The sequence below is a fragment of the Pseudomonas tritici genome, assembly GCF_014268275.3.
GTDB classification, from domain to species: Bacteria; Pseudomonadota; Gammaproteobacteria; order Pseudomonadales; family Pseudomonadaceae; genus Aquipseudomonas; species Aquipseudomonas tritici.
This window is the reverse complement of the sequence record NZ_CP077084.1, coordinates 619249-635720: the sequence shown is the minus strand read 5'-3', so window position 1 is coordinate 635720 and position 16472 is coordinate 619249. Positions and strand designations below refer to the sequence as shown.

Below are 16472 nucleotides of genomic sequence, written 5' to 3'. Positions count from 1 at the left end.
TTGTCGAATCGTCGCACCGCTGCGATAGCGCCAGCCGGTTCACCACAAAACCTGGCTCACACCACCGCCGCCCGCCGCTGGACAAACCGATCCACATACTCATCCGCCGGCGAATGCAAAATCTCGCGCGGGGTGCCGACCTGGATCAGCTTGCCGTCCTTGAGGATCGCAATGCGGTTGCCTATGCGTACGGCTTCGTCGAGGTCGTGGGTGATGAACACGATGGTCTTGTGCAAGGTCTTTTGCAGTTCCAGCAACTGGTCTTGCATCTCGGCGCGGATAAGCGGGTCGAGGGCGCTGAAGGCTTCATCCATCAAGATGATGTCGGTGTCAGCCGCCAATGCACGGGCCAGGCCGACACGCTGGCGCATGCCGCCGGAAAGCTGGTGCGGGTATTTATTTTCGTAGCCTTTGAGGCCCACGGTTTCGATCCAGTGCAAGGCGCGCTCGGCGCACACCTGCTTGGTTTCGCCACGCACTTTCAGGCCGTAGGCGACGTTGTCGAGCACGCTCTTGTGCGGCAGCAGGCCGAAGCTCTGGAACACCATGCTGATCTTGTGCCGACGGAATTGGCGCAGGGCTTCCATGTCCAGTTGCAGAATGTCTTCGCCGTCCACCAGGATCGCGCCGCTGGTAGGGTCGATCAGGCGGTTGAAGTGGCGCACCAACGTGGATTTTCCGGAACCCGACAGGCCCATGATCACGAAGATCTCGCCGGTGCCGATGCTCAGCGACAGGTCATTCACGCCGACCACGCAGCCGGTCTCAGCCAGGACCTGATCCTTGGTCTTGCCCTGGCCAACCATCGCCAAGGCCTCCTTGGATCGGTTGCCGAAGATCTTGAAGACGTTTTTAACTTCGATTTTGCTGACAGTAGTCATTTGCTCGCCTCATGCCGTGGACGACCATAGGCCTGGGTAATGCGGTCAATGACCACTGCGAGAATCACGATCGCCAGCCCGGCCTCAAGGCCACGGCCAACGTTGAGGGTCTGGATGCCGACGAGCACGTCCTCACCCAAGCCACGGGCGCCGATCATCGAGGCGATGACCACCATCGACAACGCCATCATCGTGGTCTGGTTGATCCCGGCCATGATGCTGGGCAATGCCAGCGGCAGTTGCACGCCGAACAGTTGCTGCCAGCGGTTGGCACCAAAGGCGTTGATGGCTTCCATGACTTCGCCGTCGACCTGGCGAATGCCTAAGTCGGTCAGGCGAATCAACGGCGGCGCGGCGTAGATCACCGTGGCGAAAATCGCCGGGACCTTGCCCAGGCCGAACAGCATCAGCACCGGGATCAAGTACACAAAGCTCGGCATGGTTTGCATGATGTCGAGGAGCGGCATCAGCACCGAACGCAGGCGATTGCTGCGTGCCGACAGAATGCCCAGCGGAATGCCGATCAACACCGAGATCACGGTGGCGACCATCATCAACGCGAGGGTTTGCATCAGCTTGTCCCACAGGCCAACTGCGCCCACCAGGAACAGCAACCCGACGATCACCGCCGTGGTTACGACCTTGCGCGTGGCGTGCCAGGCCACCGCACCGACGATCGCCAGCATCAACCACCAGGGCGCCGCACGCAGCATCCCTTCCAGGTTGACGATGGCCCACAGCAGGGTGTCGGAAATGTGCCGGAACACATCACCGTAGTTGGTAACCAAGGAATCCACCCAACCGTTGACCCAGTCGGCGATGGAAAACGTAAAACTCTCAGGAAACATAACGTGCTCTCGATCCAATGGGTTGTGGCCGGCTGTCCGACCAGCCCCTAAGGGTAGCCGGACAGTCTTGACCTACAAGGCCGCGTCGATTTTCTTGGCTGCGTCTTCGCTCACCCAGGCGTGCCAGACTTCAGGATGTTCCTTGAGGAATATTTTCGCCAGTTTCGGCGACTCAATTCGCTCCTTGGCCATACGACCCAGGTTCTGGTTCAGCAGGTCGATCGGCAGGTTGACCTTTTCCAGCACAGCCACCAGTTCCGGGGCCTGCTCGTGGAAGGTCTTGGACAGGCCGACCTTGATGCTCACGCTCTTATCCACGCCGGGTTTTTCTTCCAGCTTGACCAGGTCGACCTGGCCCATCAGCGGGGTCGGCGACCAGTAGTAAAACAGGATCGGTTCGCCACGCTTGTAGCTCGACAGCACCGCCGCATCCAGCGCCGGGCCGGTGCCTGGGCGGAAGTTGGTGTAGGTGCTTTCCAGGCCATAGCTCTTGAGCATTTCGCTGTTGTCCAGCTCGCAGGTCCAGCCGGCCGGGCAGTTGTAGAAGCGACCCTTGGACGGTTCTTCCTGGTCCTTGAACACCGAGGCGTACTTGGCCAGGTCGGCGATGTTTTTCAGGTCCGGGGCCTTGGCTTCCAGCTTGCGCTTGGCGTCGCCTTCGATCACGTAGCGCGGCACGTACCAGCCTTCAATCGCGCCGACGATCGGAGCGCCGACACCGACGACTTTGCCGGCCTTCTCGGCCTTGTTCCAGACCTCGCTGCGGCCGACCCATTCTTCGGCAAACACTTGGATATCGTTGCTGCTCAGGGCGTTTTCCATGGTGATGGAGTTACCTGGCAGGCTGTCGGTTTTGCAGTCGTAGCCTTTTTCCAGCACGGTTTGCAGGATGTCGGTAAGCAACATGCCGCTTTCCCAGTTCAGGCCGGCGAACTTCACCGGTTTGCCGGATTCGCACCAGCCCGCCGCCTGGGCGCCAACGCTCGCCAGCACGCCCGCAGAGAACAGTGTGGCCAACAGGGTCTTATGCATTTTCATTGTTGTGACGCTCCCAATCTTGAAATGGATTACGGCAGTCAGTAGGCGTCCTGCCCTGTCCACGTCCCATCAGGCTTGTGCAGCCAGCCCGTTTGTTGTTGGTGTAGCGCCCTGCTCTACTGGCAGGATCAATTGATCGGGCACTGTGCCGTGCCATTTTTTCGCACACACGTAGTACAAGGCTGCGGGAAGCACCAGCCCGATGATCCAGGAGATATCCACATCACCCAGCGCAGCCACCAAGGGACCGGTGTAGAACTTGGTGGAGATAAATGGCAACTGCACCAGCACGCCGAAGACATACACGCTGATACCGAGCAGGTTCCAACGGCCGTAGCGACCGTTAGGGTCGGCCAGCGCCGGCACGTCATAGCGCTCGCGGGTAATGCAGTAGTAGTCGACCAGGTTGATTGCGCTCCATGGCGTAAAGAACGCCAGCAGGAACAGGATGAAAGACTTGAACGCGCCGAGGAATGAGTGCTGACCGAGCAACGCGATCAGGGTCGCAGTGCCGACAATCACCAGCACAAACACCAGGCGCTGCAGGCGCGTAACCTCCAGGCGACCACGGAAGCCGCTGATGATGGTCGCGATGCACATGAAGCTGCCGTAGGAGTTGAGCGTGGAGATGGTGACCTTGCCGAACGCGATGCTGAAATACAGCAGGGCAGCGGTGGCACCGGTACCGCTCAAACCCACGATATAGGCCACTTCGTGACCGGCAAATTGCCCGTTGGACATGGCCGCGGCAAACACGCCAAGGGTCATCGCCACCTGCGCCCCAATCACCGAACCCGCGCCAGCCGCGAAAAAGGTCTTCACCGAAGACGTCTTGCTCGGCAGATAGCGTGAATAGTCAGCCACATAAGGGCCGAAGGCTATCTGCCAGGAGGCCGCGAGCGACACCGCCAGCAGGAAGCTGCTCCAGCTGAAGTGGCGGATTTGCAGGAGCGCGCCAACGTCGGTCTGGCCGATCAGACGGCTGAACAGGTAGACAAAGGCAATCACCCCAATGACGCTGGCGACACGCCCAATGAAATGGATCACCCGGTAACCCAGCACCGTGACCAGCACAATGACACTGGCAAAGATCAGGATCCCGACGCTGTCGCTGACACCGAACAACTGGCCCAGCGCCTGACCGGACAGCACGGTGCCGGTGGCGGTAAAACCGAGGTACATCAAACAGACCAGCACGATCGGAATAGCCGCGCCATACACACCGAACTGCACCCGGCTGGAGATCATCTGCGGCAGGCCCAGCTTGGGCCCTTGCGCCGCATGCAGCGCCATCACGCCGCCGCCAATCAGTTGGCCAATCAGCAAACCGATCAACGACCAGAACACATCACCGCCCAGCACCACGGCCAAAGCCCCGGTGACAATCGCAGTGATCTGCAGATTGGCGCCCATCCACAGGGTGAACTGGCTCAATAGACGACCGTGTCTTTCCGCTTCCGGGATGTAGTCGATCGAACGCCTTTCGATCAACGGGGTGGTGTCATTTGCAGCCATGTGTGTTCAACCTCTGATGGATTGTTTTCTGGTTCACTGCAGATCAAATGTGGGAGCGGGCTTGCTCGCGAAAGCGGTGGGTCAGCTAACGATTCCGGTGACTGATACACCGCATTCGCGAGCAAGCCCGCTCCCACATTTTGTTATTTGATCATCGGGAGATTGAGGCCCTGCTCCTTGGCGCAGTCGATCGCGATCTGGTAACCCGCATCCGCATGACGCATCACCCCGGTAGCCGGGTCGTTGTGCAGCACGCGGGCGATCCGCTCAGCCGCTTCGTCGGTACCGTCGCAGACGATGACCATGCCGGAGTGCTGGGAGAAGCCCATGCCCACGCCGCCGCCGTGGTGCAGCGAGACCCAGGTCGCGCCGCTGGCGGTGTTGAGCAAGGCGTTGAGCAGCGGCCAGTCGGACACGGCGTCGGAACCGTCCTGCATGGCTTCGGTTTCGCGGTTCGGGCTGGCGACCGAGCCGGAATCGAGGTGGTCGCGACCGATCACCACCGGAGCCGACAGCTCGCCGCTGCGTACCATTTCGTTGAACGCCAGGCCGAGCTTGGCGCGCTGGCCCAGGCCAACCCAGCAGATACGCGCCGGCAGGCCCTGGAAGCTGATGCGCTCGCGGGCCATGTCCAGCCAGTTGTGCAGGTGCGCGTCGTCGGGGATCAGCTCTTTGACTTTGGCGTCGGTCTTGTAGATGTCTTGCGGGTCGCCGGACAGTGCAGCCCAACGGAACGGGCCGATGCCACGGCAGAACAGTGGGCGGATGTACGCCGGTACAAAGCCTGGGAAATCGAAGGCATTTTCCACGCCTTCTTCCTGGGCCATCTGGCGGATGTTGTTGCCGTAGTCGAAGGTCGGGATGCCTTGTTTCTGGAATTCCAGCATGGCTTTGACGTGCACGGCCATCGACTGCTTGGCGGCCTTGATTACGGCAGCCGGTTCGGTCTTGGCGCGGGCGCGGTATTCGTCCCAGGTCCAGCCGGCCGGCAGGTAGCCGTTGAGTGGGTCGTGGGCGCTGGTCTGGTCGGTGACCATGTCCGGGCGCACGCCGCGCTTGACCAGTTCCGGCAGGATTTCCGCCGCGTTACCCAACAGGGCGATGGAGATGGCCTTGCCTTCCTGTGTGTATTTGGCGATGCGCGCCAGGGCGTCGTCGAGGTCCGTGGCTTGCTCGTCGACATAGCGGCTGCTGAGGCGGAAATCGATGCTGACCTGCTGGCACTCGATGTTCAGCGAGCACGCGCCGGCCAGGGTTGCAGCCAGTGGTTGGGCGCCGCCCATGCCGCCGAGGCCGGCGGTGAGGACCCAACGGCCGGTCAGGTCGCTGTTGTAATGCTGGCGACCGGCTTCGACGAAGGTTTCGTAGGTGCCTTGGACGATGCCCTGGCTGCCGATGTAGATCCAGCTGCCGGCGGTCATCTGGCCGTACATGGCCAGGCCCTTGGCATCCAGCTCGTTGAAGTGTTCCCAACTGGCCCAGTGCGGCACCAGGTTGGAGTTGGCGATCAGTACGCGCGGAGCGTTGCTGTGGGTCTTGAACACGCCAACCGGCTTGCCGGATTGCACCAGCAGGGTTTCGTCATCATTGAGGTGGGTGAGGCTCTCGACGATCTGGTCGTAGCACTCCCAGTTACGCGCCGCACGGCCGATACCGCCGTATACCACCAGTTCTTTCGGGTTCTCGGCCACTTGTGGGTCGAGGTTGTTCATCAGCATGCGCAGCGGCGCTTCAGTCAGCCAGCTTTTGGCGGTGAGCTTGTTACCGTGGGCGGCGCGGATTTCTACGTCACGGTACTTGGTTGGCTTAGTCACAAAAAACTCCTCGGCGATTGATGCGCATACTGTGTTGGTGCGAAGTGGACTCTTACGCACACATCTTTACTTGTACATACAAGCATATGCAATCAAGCGGCCAACTTTCTAAAAGAGCTGCCGAGAATTTTTGGGGATGCCTGCGCGAGCCTTGGAAATTAAGGCTTCGAGGCTTGATGAAATTTCTTACGGGAGGCTTTTGCTGCGAGGGAGGTTTGTCACGACAACGTCGTTTTGCGCCACGCTGGGGCATTCGGTAACAAACTGGTGCAGAGACTGGAAACAGATTTAATGTTCCCCACAAAACAATTGTGGGAGCTGGCTTGCCTGCGATGGCGGCGTGTCAGTCAGCACATTTAGCACTGAAACGCCGTTGTCGCAGGCAAGTCAGCTCCCACATTTTTAACCGCGTGCGGTCAGTTCGATGATGCAGCTACGGCCGGCGACGGAAATGTCCAACAGGCCAGTGTTACCGTCGATTTGCAGGCAATCGTGATGCCCCAATTTCTCGTCCAGCACCTTCACCTCATCGACAACGCTGAACACCAACACCGTCTGCGCCGTACTGAAGAAACGCTGCACACCGTCGACCCATTGCAGCCGCGCGTGGTAACGCTGCGGAGAATAGATCAGGTTGAAATCGCGGATGGGCCCAGTGATCAATCGGCACTCCACCTGGCTGTCCCCCTTGAACGCAAAAGGTTGCAGCGGTAACAACCCACGCTGTTCTTCGCCATCCACGGTCAGCACCATGCCGGCGCCTTTGATCACGGTGATCACCCGTTGGTAGCCGGCGAAGATGGAAAAACCGCCCGATTCCGCAATATCCGCAATCGACAGGCGCCAGCCAAAGCCATCCAGGCCTGCGCCGGCATCACGGGTGATTTCTTCGGTACTGCCGCCGCCGTTTTTCCAGGGCATGCGCACGTAATCGGCAGCGCGCCAGACTTTTACGGAACTCATTTACTGAAACGTCCTTCCAGGCTGTGACGGGAACCGGGGTGAATCAAACGCGCAGCCGTCACCGGCTGGCGGCCCGACCAGGTGCGTCGACGGATCAACAGGCACGGTTCGCTGGGCTCGATCTGCAGCAGCTTGCACTCGGCGGCGTCAGCGAGGATGGCTTCGACCACGTGCTCGCCTTCGGTCAACGGTGCAACCTGGTTCAAGTAGGCGTAGGGCGTTTGTTGGGTGAAATCCTGTTGCAGGTATTCCGGGGCGACCAGTGCATTGACGAAACGGTCTTCGATTTGCACGGGAATATCGTTTTCGAAGTGCACGATCAACGAGTGGAAGACCCGCCCGCCTTCGCGCATTTCCAGGGCGACGGCGCGCTCGGAACCGGCAGCTTCTTCGCCCAAGGTGATGACTTGGCAGGTGTGTCGATGACCGCGAGAAGCGATCTCATCGGCAATGTTGTGCACTTCAAACAGCGCGGACTGGCTCTTGGGCTCAGCGACGAAGGTGCCGACGCCCTGCATGCGCACCAACAAGCCTTCGGCGGTGAGCTCGCGCAGGGCGCGGTTGATGGTCATGCGGCTGAAACCCAACTGGCTGACCAGTTCGCTCTCCGACGGCACACGGTAATGAGGCGGCCAGTTGCCGTTGAGGATCTGCTGGCTGATCATTTGTTTGACGCGGGCATACAAGGGCGCCGGACTTTCGTCCATGTGGGCAGCCAGCGAAGACTTGGCAGGCGGAGTCGGCACAGGGAATCCTTGCAGGGGAAAAGATGCATAGATTGCCGGAGTTTACCGAGCAGGCAAACGTCTGTATATGTATATACAAATAAACACACGACCGGGGTGCCTTGATCATGTCCGCTTTCTTTGCCGAACGCGCGCTGCTGCCTAATGGATGGGCCAACGATGTACGTCTTGAAGTCAGCGCAGATGGGGTGCTGACAAAGGTTGAGGCCAATGCCAGCGCAGACGCTGCCGAACGGCTGAGAGGCCCGGTGTTGGCGGGTATGCCGAACCTGCACTCCCACGCTTTCCAGCGTGCAATGGCAGGTTTGGCAGAAGTGGCCGGCAACCCGAATGACAGTTTCTGGACCTGGCGCGACCTGATGTACCGCATGGTCGGCAAGATCAGTCCGGAGCAATTGCACGTCATCGCGCGTCAGCTGTATATCGAGATGCTCAAGGCCGGTTATACCTCGGTGGCCGAATTTCACTATGTGCACCACGATGTCAGCGGCCAGCCGTATGCCGACCGCACGGAGTTGTCGCGGCAGATCAGCCAGGCAGCGACCAGCAGTGGCATTGGCCTGACGTTGGTGCCTGTGCTTTACACCCACTCCGGGTTTGGCGGCCAGGCACCGAATGAAGGCCAGCGGCGGTTTATCAACAGCACTGAACACTATCTGGACCTGCAGGCGCGGCTGAAACCGATCCTGGCAGCACAGCCGGCGCAGCAGTTGGGGTTGTGTTTCCACTCGCTGCGCGCCGTCACGCCCGAGCAAATCCATGCAGTGCTGGCCGCCAGCGACAAGGCGTGCCCGGTGCATATCCACATTGCCGAACAGCAGAAAGAAGTCGACGACTGCCTGGCCTGGAGCGGAAAGCGCCCGCTGCAATGGCTGTATGACAATGTCGAGGTGGATGAACGCTGGTGCCTGGTGCATGCCACGCATGCAGATCCTGAAGAGGTCACGCGCATGGCCAAGAGCCGCGCAATTGCCGGTTTGTGCCTGACCACCGAGGCTAACCTGGGTGACGGGATTTTCCCGGCCGTGGATTTTCTCGCCCAAGGCGGACGCATGGGCATCGGTTCCGACAGCCATGTGTCACTGAGCGTGGTGGAGGAATTGCGCTGGCTCGAATACGGCCAGCGCCTGCGCGATCAACGGCGTAACCGCTTGTATCGCGATGATCAGCCGATGGTGGGGCGCACGCTGTTTGACGCGGCGCTGGACGGCGGCGCCCAGGCATTGGGGCAGCCGATTGGCCGGTTGGAAGTGGGTAAACGTGCGGATTGGCTGGTACTGGATGGCAATGATCCGTACCTGGCGACGGCAAGCGAAGACGGGATTTTGAATCGCTGGTTGTTTGCCGGTGGGGATCGGCAGGTGCGTGATGTGCTGGTTAACGGGAAGTGGGTGGTGCGGGATGGGCGGCATGCCGGCGAAGAGGAAAGCAGCCGGGCGTTCACACAAGTCTTGAGAGATTTGCTGAGTTAATAACACCCTAAAACACATGTGGGAGGTGGCTTGCCTGCGATGCAAGCACCTCGGTATGTCAGGCATATCGAGGTGATGCTATCGCAGGCAAGCCAGCTCCCACATTTGATCGGCAGTGTTTCCGTTTACTGCGAAGTCTTCGCCATCTGCTTGTCCGACGTGCGCCAGATCAACCGCGTGGTGTCATAACCCTGCTGCCGCGCCCTGCTCAGCAGGTCTTCGCGAGTGTCGGCGCTCACCGTAGGCGTGCGCGACAAAATCCACATGTACCGCCGGCTCGGGCTGCCAACAATCGCGGTCTTGTAGTCATCGCTGACATACAACACCCAGTAATCGCCCTTGGCAACGCCCGGCAATAGTGCGGTAAACCAGTTATTGAATTCCACCCAAAGCTTGTCAGTCTTGCCCGGCACTTGCGGCGTAGCCGTGCCCTTGGCTTCTTCCCACTTCCACTCGGTCGTCAGGCAGCGGTTGAACACCGACATGTCGCCATCAGGCAGCAATGTGTAGCGGGCTTCGGACTGCGCGCAGTTGCGCTGGAAGTACATCGGCAATCGGGCCAACTCATACCAAGTGCCCTGGTAACGCTTGAGGTTGACGTTGCTCGCAGTCTTGGGTTGCAGATCATCGCCAGAATGGCTGGCGCAGCCCGCCAAAAACAGGCTGGCACAAAGAAACAAAACAAAACGGATCATTCTTCTTCTCCCGCAGGCTTTCGCCCCGGTTTACTTCAGGCCTTGCCCGGAAAACATCAGAACCTTGTCACCGGCATATTGCACGCTGATAAAGCTGTTTTTATCGCCCCAGGTGCAGCTGGACATGCCCAGTGCGCCGGAACAGTCAGTCGGCTGACCCAGCAGTGATTCCACTTCAGCCTTAGGCATGCCAGCGGAAAGCTTCGCGTAATTTTCTTGGTTGACCTTGCTGCAAGCGGCCAACAGCACGCAAAAGGTCAGCAAGGCGAGACGACGTAACGACATGGAAAAGCTCCTGGAGGGACTAAGCAGCATGGGGGTCTGCCAGAAGCTTAGAAGGGAAAAGAGGTTTCTGGTTCCCGACGAACGAAAACAAAAAAGCCCCGAAAACGCTGAAACGTTTCGGGGCTTCTTTAAGGGTGAACCGGCTCCCAATAACGCCGATCACTTATCGCCGCAACTTACTTCTTGTGATAGGCCGTCACACGCTCAACTTCTTCTTTCGAACCCAGGAATACCGCCACACGCTGGTGCAGGCCTTCAGGCTGGATGTCGAGGATACGCTGGTGACCGTCGGTGGACGCGCCGCCTGCCTGCTCAACCAGGAACGACATCGGATTGGCTTCATACATCAGGCGCAATTTGCCCGGCTTGGACGGCTCGCGGCTGTCGCGAGGGTACATGAACAAGCCACCACGGGTCAGGATGCGGTGCACGTCGGCCACCATGGCGGCGACCCAGCGCATGTTGAAGTTTTTCTTCAACGGGCCTTCTTCGCCAGCCATCAACTCGCCTACGTAGCGGGTCACAGGTTCTTCCCAGTGGCGCTGGTTGGACATGTTGATCGCGAATTCCTGGGTGGACGCAGGAATGGTGATGTCTTCGTGGGTCAGTACGAAACTGCCCATTTCGCGGTCCAGGGTGAAGCCTTTGACGCCGTCGCCCAGGGTCAGTACCAGCATGGTCTGCGGGCCGTAGATCGCGTAACCAGCCGCGACCTGTTCGGTGCCTGGCTGCAGGAAGGCCTTTTCGTTCAGGGCTTCGTTCTGGCTCAAGTACTCGTTAGGGCAACGCAGTACCGAGAAGATGGTGCCGACGGGAGCGTTGATGTCGATGTTGGACGAGCCGTCCAGTGGGTCGAACACCAGCAGGTACGCGCCTTTCGGGTACTTGCCCGGGATCTGGTAGGCATTGTCCATTTCTTCGGACGCCATGCCGGCCAGGTGACCACCCCATTCGTTGGCTTCGAGCAGGATCTCGTTGGAGATGACGTCGAGCTTCTTCTGCACTTCGCCCTGCACGTTTTCAGTGCCCATGCTGCCCAGGACACCACCCAGTGCGCCTTTGGACACGGCGTGGCTGATTTCCTTGCAAGCACGCGCCACCACTTCGATAAGGAAGCGCAGATCGGCAGGCGTGTTGTTGCTGCGGGTCTGCTCGATCAAATAGCGACTCAAGGTAACGCGGGACATGTATGGCTCCGGAGAATGGGTGGCTTGAAAACCCGCGCAGTTTAGCGCGAGTCGGGGCGTATTTCCTCCTATCAGAGGATTTAAACCCAATAGAGTTCATGGACTTTATTTAACGTGCCACCGGCGGCTTGCGCAGCAAACTGTAGGCCATGGCGCCCAGTGCCGCCACGCCGAGCAGTAACACGGCCCAGAGCCCGAGTTTTTTCCAGTTCGTGCCGGCATCGGCAGCTGCTACGATCGGCGGCGACGTCACCGCGACTTCCCCGGCGACTTTCGCTTGTCCCAATGCCTTGAGACGCTCGGCGCTGTAGTCAGGGATCAAGGTCGAAAGCGGAAGGTTCGCCGCCTTGACCGATGCATTCCCCAGCGCCAGTGTAAATGGCGGCTCGCCCCGGGCCAGGAACACCAACTGCGTGGCGCGCACCGCAAAACGCAGCGCTGGCGCCTCAATGCCCAGGCCGCCGCCGCGTTCATCCACTGCCAACTTGAGTTCGGCGACCGTTTGGCCCGGCAGCTGCAATTCATCCTGCACCACGTCCTGGCCATTCTGGGTGAGGCGATACAGCACGCCATTGCTCAGTGGCTGCCACGCCTGTTTGCTGTCCCTGCGCCCCGCCAGCGTAACGGGCGCCAGCGTGTTGGGTTGCTTCAATTCGATGCGCAGTCGCTCGATGCTCAGCCCCGTGGGCAACTGCCAACTGTATTCCCCGGCGTTGAGCCGCGTGCCCGCCAAGGGTTGCGACCACACCAACGGCATCGGCAGGCTACTGCTCGTCGCGCTCACCAGCTTTGCCGAGGTCAGCAGCGGCGCCGCCTGGCCTTGCCAGACAAGGCGCAGGTAACGTGCCGATTGCCCAGGCAAGTTCACGTCATGCTGCTCGACCCGCTCGTCGGCGAATGACAAGCGCGCCACCTGCCCATCGCCCCAGGCTTGCCAGTGCTGCAAGTCATCACTGGCCTCAATGCTGAAACGCTGGAAGCCCTCTTGCTCGCGGCTCCAATCCAGGCTCAATTGCTGCAACGGCGCCTTGATCGCGCTGGCGTCCAATACCCAGCCGCGCAGCACTTGCTTGCCGGGCTTTGGCGCGGTAGACGGTTTTATTTCCACCAGGGTGCCTGTGCTGGTGGCTTTCATCACCACGTCGGGCAGGGCTTGCTGGGTGTCGGCGGCGTACAGCGGGAACCACTTCACGTCGGTGACGTTGCGGCTTTCGGTGCGTTGCGAAGATTGACGCGACAACGCATAAGCCTGCGGCTCGCCGGCGGCGTTGAACACACGCACATCGCTGAGATCAGCCTGGCGCGCGCTCAATTGCACCGCCAGTGGCAGTTCCAGGCGATACCAGGGCCCGCTACCGCTCACGGCCAGCGGTACCTGGGTGGTGAAGTCGGACGGACCTTCCTGTGCAAAGGCTGCCGAACACGCCAGCCATACCGCCAAACCACTCAGTTTCAGCTTGCCCATCAAGAAGACGCCCCCTCGGTTTCAGTCACAGGTTCAACGCGTTTTGGCGGCAGCGGCGCAAAGTAGCCCACCACCAGCAACAACCCGCCCACACCGATAAACGACACAATCCGCGCCAGGCCGCCACGGTTGCTCAGTTCGACAAAGAACAGTTTGGCCACCACCACCGCAATCAGCGCCGCGCCGATCAGCCACACTTCGCGACGATGGCGCAGGTGACCGCCGATCATCAGGCCAAGGGCAATCAAGGTCCAGACGATCGATAGGCCGGCCTGCACCAGCATCGACTCCAGCAACGCATCCAATTGAAACGGCACGCCGCCCCAATGATGAGCGGTACGCATCACCAACGCCGTAAAGAAGGCGAACAGCGAGACACCCGCCACGCCCTGGGCGATCAATTCAATACGCGGCCCACGCTCAGGCGCCGCACTGCGCGACCACAGGTAAATGCCCAGCAGCGCGAACAACAAGCCCAGATCCAATGGGTTGAGCAGCGGAACATAAGGCAACGGCTCGGCCGTGCCGTCGCTGAAGATGTTCGCCAGCCAGAACCACCCCAACATCAGCACCGCCAGCGGTAGCGCGGCCAGCACGCGGTATTCCCTTGGGTACGCCGATACCGGCCATGGCCAACGGCGCGGCGCGGCGGCCAGCACCAGGTACAGGCTTGGCAGAATCGCCCAGCCCAGCCAGCGCCAGGCGTTGTACTCGCTCGACAGCACCAGCAAGCCGTAACGCACCTCCAGCGCCAGCACGCCGATCAGCATCCAGCAGCCCACTACGTGCGCCGCGCTCAGCACCTTGGCCGGAACCACCGCCGCCAAACGCCGCAGCGAGATGAAATGCACCACAAACACCGCCAACCAAGCCAGCCAACCGTACTGCGCCGCCGGGTGGTAATAGTTATGCGCAGACACCAGCAACACCACACCGGCCGCCGGCATCAACAGGGTGCAGAGCATGCCCAGCGACGCCCAGCGCAGCCGCTCGGACAGAAACGCCCAGATCGCCACGCTGACTGCTGCGGTGCCGAGCAGGAACGGGCCCTGCAGCTCTTGCGGGATAAACCGCAACACTTCGCCGACCAATGCCAGCGTCCACCAAGCCGTGCCCCACACCAGCAGCAAGTCGGACAGGCGTTGCAATTTCAACACGGCAAACACCGGCGCGTGGGGTTCGCGCTGCAAGCGCCAGGCGCCGACCAGTGCCGCCAGGCCCAGCACCATCGGCGTCCAGAAACCGCTATGGGCCAACGGACGCAGCCCCTCACGGGTCAACGGGCCGAGCAACTCCGGCACTGCCAACAGGAACGAGCCGCCGCCGATCAGTTGCAGCAACAAGCCGAACACAAAGCTGACGCGCTGTTGCAGGTACAGGCTCAGCCAGATGACCAACAAACCGCTGGCCGCCCATACGCCGCTCGCGCTCTCCCAAGGCAAGACGAACAGCACCGCGAGATTAATCAGGATAAGACCCGCCAGCAGAACCACCGACAAGCCACGTAACAGCCGTACATCGCCGCGCACCATCTCATCGCGCGCCGCCAGGAGCATGCCGCCAATCAACGCCAGGCCGATCAGCGAAGCCGTGAGCAAGCCACTCCAGCCCGCATTGAATACCGCCGCCCCGTCACCGCCCTGCAAGCGCAGCAGGAACAACGCGCCGCCCAGCAACTGCACGGCGAATGCAGTGAACAGGAAGGTCCGCGAACCAATGCGCAGGCCGACAAACAGCGTCGCCAGACCGGCGATTGCCCAACTGACAGCCGTGCCTTGAGTATTCAGCAGCAAGGGTGCGAGCAGGTACAAAAAGCTCAAGCCAAGGCTCGCCAGCACGGGCAGGCCTTTGCGCTCCCAATCCGTCGCTTGTTCGGTAGAGGCCTTGCGCAACTGATCAAAGCTGAACAGCAACGCCGCGCCCAGCAGCAGCGCACCCAATGGCGCTCCGTCCAGCAAGGTGTGCTCGCCAACGCTCAACTCACTGACGAATGCCACCGCTGAGCCCAGTTGCAGCAGCAAGCCGAACGCTCGCGCCAGTGGTCGCTGTTGACGCAAGCCCAGCCAGAAGATTCCGGCGCCTTCCACCGCCCAGGCCGCAGCCGTCCAGCGTGCATCCAGCCCGAGGGGAATCGCCAGGCTGGCGAAGATCACACCCAGGGCCAGGCAGGTCTCCGCCAACAGCAAGGCGCGCCCGCCGCTCAGCAGCCGGGCCAACCCCATGTAGATGACGCCCAAGCCCAACGCGCTGAACGCGGCGGCGAATTCCACGTGCTGCACCAGCGCGAACTGCAAGCCAAAACCTACCAGCGGCGGACCGAACAACATGCTGCCGTCGACATAATCACCCTTGGCCGCCGACCAGCGCAGCAGCGCGCCACGGCTGTCATCCTCGGGCGCGTCGCTCATCTCCAGCAGTTTGCGCCGGGCGAACAATAGGCCGATGGTCAGGTACATCAGGAAAAACAGAATCAGGAACGGCTCGGTGCTCCACAGCAATTCCGGCGTGTAGGAGCGCAGACCCCAGGCGAAGCCGATACCAAAGGTGCCGACAAAGCCGATCAGGTTGAGCAAACGCCAGGCCTTGAACCAGGCGATGGCGAGGATGCCTGCATTCAGCAGGGCAAAATAGCTGAACAGCGCCACATGGTTGCCGGCACCGGTAGACGTGAGGATAGGCGCCGCAAAGCCGCCGAGCGCCGCCGCACAGGCCAGCCCCAAGGCATCCTGGGTGATTGCCAGGATCGCCGAAAACACCGTGACGGCCACCAGCAAGCCCAGCGCCGCACTCGGGTCTATCAACGGATGCAAACGCATCGCAGCAAACACCGTCAGGTACAACACTGCGATCCCGGTGCCTTGCAACATCAAGCCGTAGTTGCTGTTACGCAGCCGCAGCCACCAGCCCAGGCCCAGTAAGCCTAACGCCGCAGCGGCAACCCCGGCGTAACGCACCTCGATCGGCACCACCATGCCTTCGGTGGCGTAACGCAGCAGGAAGGCCAGGCCGAGAAACAGCAACACCACGCCAACCCGCAGCACGGTATTGCCGCCAAACAGCCAATTGCGTGCGCCGCTGATGGCGCGTTCGATCAAGTTGGGGCCACGAGGAATCGCAGGTGCTTGAGGGCGCGGAGTTGGGGCAGGCGTCCAAACGTCGGCCGGCAGCGGCTGGCTCGGTTCGGTGACCATGGCAACAGGTGCGATGTCGGCAGGCAGCTCCCAAACAAGCTCGGGCGCTTTAGTGACAGTTATCGGCTCAGGGACGGGTGTTTCGACGATGACACTGCTCGTCGGCGCGGGCACTTCCAACTGCCGCAGGCGCTCACCCAGCGCTATCAGCGACTTTTGCGTGGTTTCCAACTGACGCGCCTGCTGGTCCGCTTGGGCCGACAGCTTCGCCAGGCGAATCGCCTGGCCAATGCCGAGCCCCAACAGCGCACCGATGCCCGCGTCACTGAACGACTCGTCAAGCGTCCAGCCGAGCGCAAGGCCAATCAGCATGAAAATCCATTGCATTGTCGATATTCCCTAGGCAAACCGGCGCTCAGTATATCGACGCGG

13 protein-coding genes are annotated in these 16472 nt (G+C 60.8%); 1 reads left to right on the top strand and 12 read right to left on the bottom strand.

Annotated features, from left to right (window positions below; genetic code table 11):
* Positions 1–56 precede the first annotated feature (56 nt).
* The 7 genes from HU722_RS02730 to hutC form a co-directional block, all read right to left on the bottom strand.
* On the bottom strand, positions 57–881 hold the full coding sequence (locus tag HU722_RS02730) for a quaternary amine ABC transporter ATP-binding protein (RefSeq protein WP_017138612.1): 825 nt from the start codon (positions 879–881) through the stop codon (positions 57–59).
* Positions 878–1729 carry an ABC transporter permease gene (locus tag HU722_RS02725; RefSeq protein WP_049710445.1) on the bottom strand — a complete coding sequence of 284 codons (852 nt, stop codon included), beginning with the start codon at positions 1727–1729 and terminating at the stop codon, positions 878–880. Before HU722_RS02725 ends, HU722_RS02730 begins: the two co-directional genes overlap by 4 nt.
* 72 nt (positions 1730–1801) lie before the next feature.
* A complete protein-coding gene (locus tag HU722_RS02720; RefSeq protein ID WP_065875760.1) occupies positions 1802–2767 on the bottom strand; it encodes an ABC transporter substrate-binding protein in 966 nt (321 codons plus the stop codon).
* A 69-nt stretch (positions 2768–2836) separates the two neighbouring features.
* Positions 2837–4282: a purine-cytosine permease family protein gene (locus tag HU722_RS02715; protein WP_065875761.1), complete on the bottom strand. Its 1446-nt coding sequence runs from the start codon at positions 4280–4282 to the stop codon at positions 2837–2839.
* A 143-nt stretch (positions 4283–4425) separates the two neighbouring features.
* The gene (gene hutU, locus HU722_RS02710) at positions 4426–6096 is read right to left on the bottom strand and encodes a urocanate hydratase (RefSeq protein WP_065875762.1); all 1671 of its coding nucleotides are present in this window, start codon (positions 6094–6096) and stop codon (positions 4426–4428) included.
* A gap of 402 nt (positions 6097–6498) precedes the next feature.
* A complete protein-coding gene (locus tag HU722_RS02705) occupies positions 6499–7059 on the bottom strand; it encodes a HutD/Ves family protein (RefSeq protein ID WP_065875763.1) in 561 nt (186 codons plus the stop codon).
* Complete coding sequence (gene hutC / locus HU722_RS02700; RefSeq protein WP_173668614.1) at positions 7056–7766, bottom strand: histidine utilization transcriptional repressor HutC; 711 nt, start codon at positions 7764–7766, stop codon at positions 7056–7058. Before hutC ends, HU722_RS02705 begins: the two co-directional genes overlap by 4 nt.
* Positions 7767–7912: 146 nt before the next feature.
* Between hutC and HU722_RS02695 the strand changes: the two genes are divergently transcribed.
* Positions 7913–9277 carry a formimidoylglutamate deiminase gene (locus tag HU722_RS02695; protein WP_065875765.1) on the top strand — a complete coding sequence of 455 codons (1365 nt, stop codon included), beginning with the start codon at positions 7913–7915 and terminating at the stop codon, positions 9275–9277.
* A gap of 125 nt (positions 9278–9402) precedes the next feature.
* Here the strand turns inward: HU722_RS02695 and HU722_RS02690 are convergent, their stop codons facing one another.
* From HU722_RS02690 to HU722_RS02670, 5 genes are all read right to left on the bottom strand, one after another.
* Positions 9403–9972, bottom strand: coding sequence for a lipocalin family protein (locus HU722_RS02690; RefSeq protein ID WP_038841684.1), 570 nt, complete (start codon positions 9970–9972; stop codon positions 9403–9405).
* A gap of 30 nt (positions 9973–10002) precedes the next feature.
* Positions 10003–10257 (bottom strand): lipoprotein, encoded by a 255-nt coding sequence (locus HU722_RS02685; RefSeq protein ID WP_049710452.1) that lies wholly within the window; start codon positions 10255–10257, stop codon positions 10003–10005.
* 176 nt (positions 10258–10433) lie between these two features.
* Positions 10434–11444 (bottom strand): class 1 fructose-bisphosphatase, encoded by a 1011-nt coding sequence (locus HU722_RS02680; protein ID WP_003237460.1) that lies wholly within the window; start codon positions 11442–11444, stop codon positions 10434–10436.
* A gap of 109 nt (positions 11445–11553) precedes the next feature.
* Complete coding sequence (locus tag HU722_RS02675; RefSeq protein ID WP_065889157.1) at positions 11554–12909, bottom strand: DUF3999 domain-containing protein; 1356 nt, start codon at positions 12907–12909, stop codon at positions 11554–11556.
* Positions 12909–16427, bottom strand: a complete 3519-nt coding sequence (locus tag HU722_RS02670; RefSeq protein ID WP_065889159.1) for a DUF2339 domain-containing protein — start codon at positions 16425–16427, stop codon at positions 12909–12911. Before HU722_RS02670 ends, HU722_RS02675 begins: the two co-directional genes overlap by 1 nt.
* Positions 16428–16472 lie beyond the last annotated feature (45 nt).